Below are 259 nucleotides of genomic sequence, written 5' to 3' on the forward strand. Positions count from 1 at the left end.
GGCCCTAGTCCTCAAGCCATACCAAGAAGGGCCGTCCCAATGAAGTTGCGATTCTCTCTGAAGTACTCGGTTTCCCTGCTGGCCGCATTGGCATCCTGTGCGATCACCGGCCAGGCAGCAGCTGCGGATGCAGCGCCGGTCGGTAATGTCCAGAACGCCCGCGACAAGGTTTCCATGTGCATCGGTTGCCATGGCATCGAAGGCTACAAGGCGACGTTTCCCGAGCTTTATCACGTTCCGATGATCGCTGGCCAGAACG

The 259-nt window shown here is 58.7% G+C and carries 1 protein-coding gene; it reads left to right on the top strand.

All coding sequences use genetic code 11. From position 1 onward, the window contains the following. Positions 1-39: 39 nt before the first annotated feature. Positions 40-259: c-type cytochrome (locus tag R0J88_RS21315; protein ID WP_410901072.1), on the top strand; the 220-nt coding region annotated here is incomplete at its 3' end.

Origin of the sequence: Pseudoalteromonas sp. SIMBA_162 (assembly GCF_046535955.1) — a bacterium.
Taxonomy (GTDB): domain Bacteria; phylum Pseudomonadota; class Gammaproteobacteria; order Enterobacterales; family Alteromonadaceae; genus Pseudoalteromonas; species Pseudoalteromonas marina.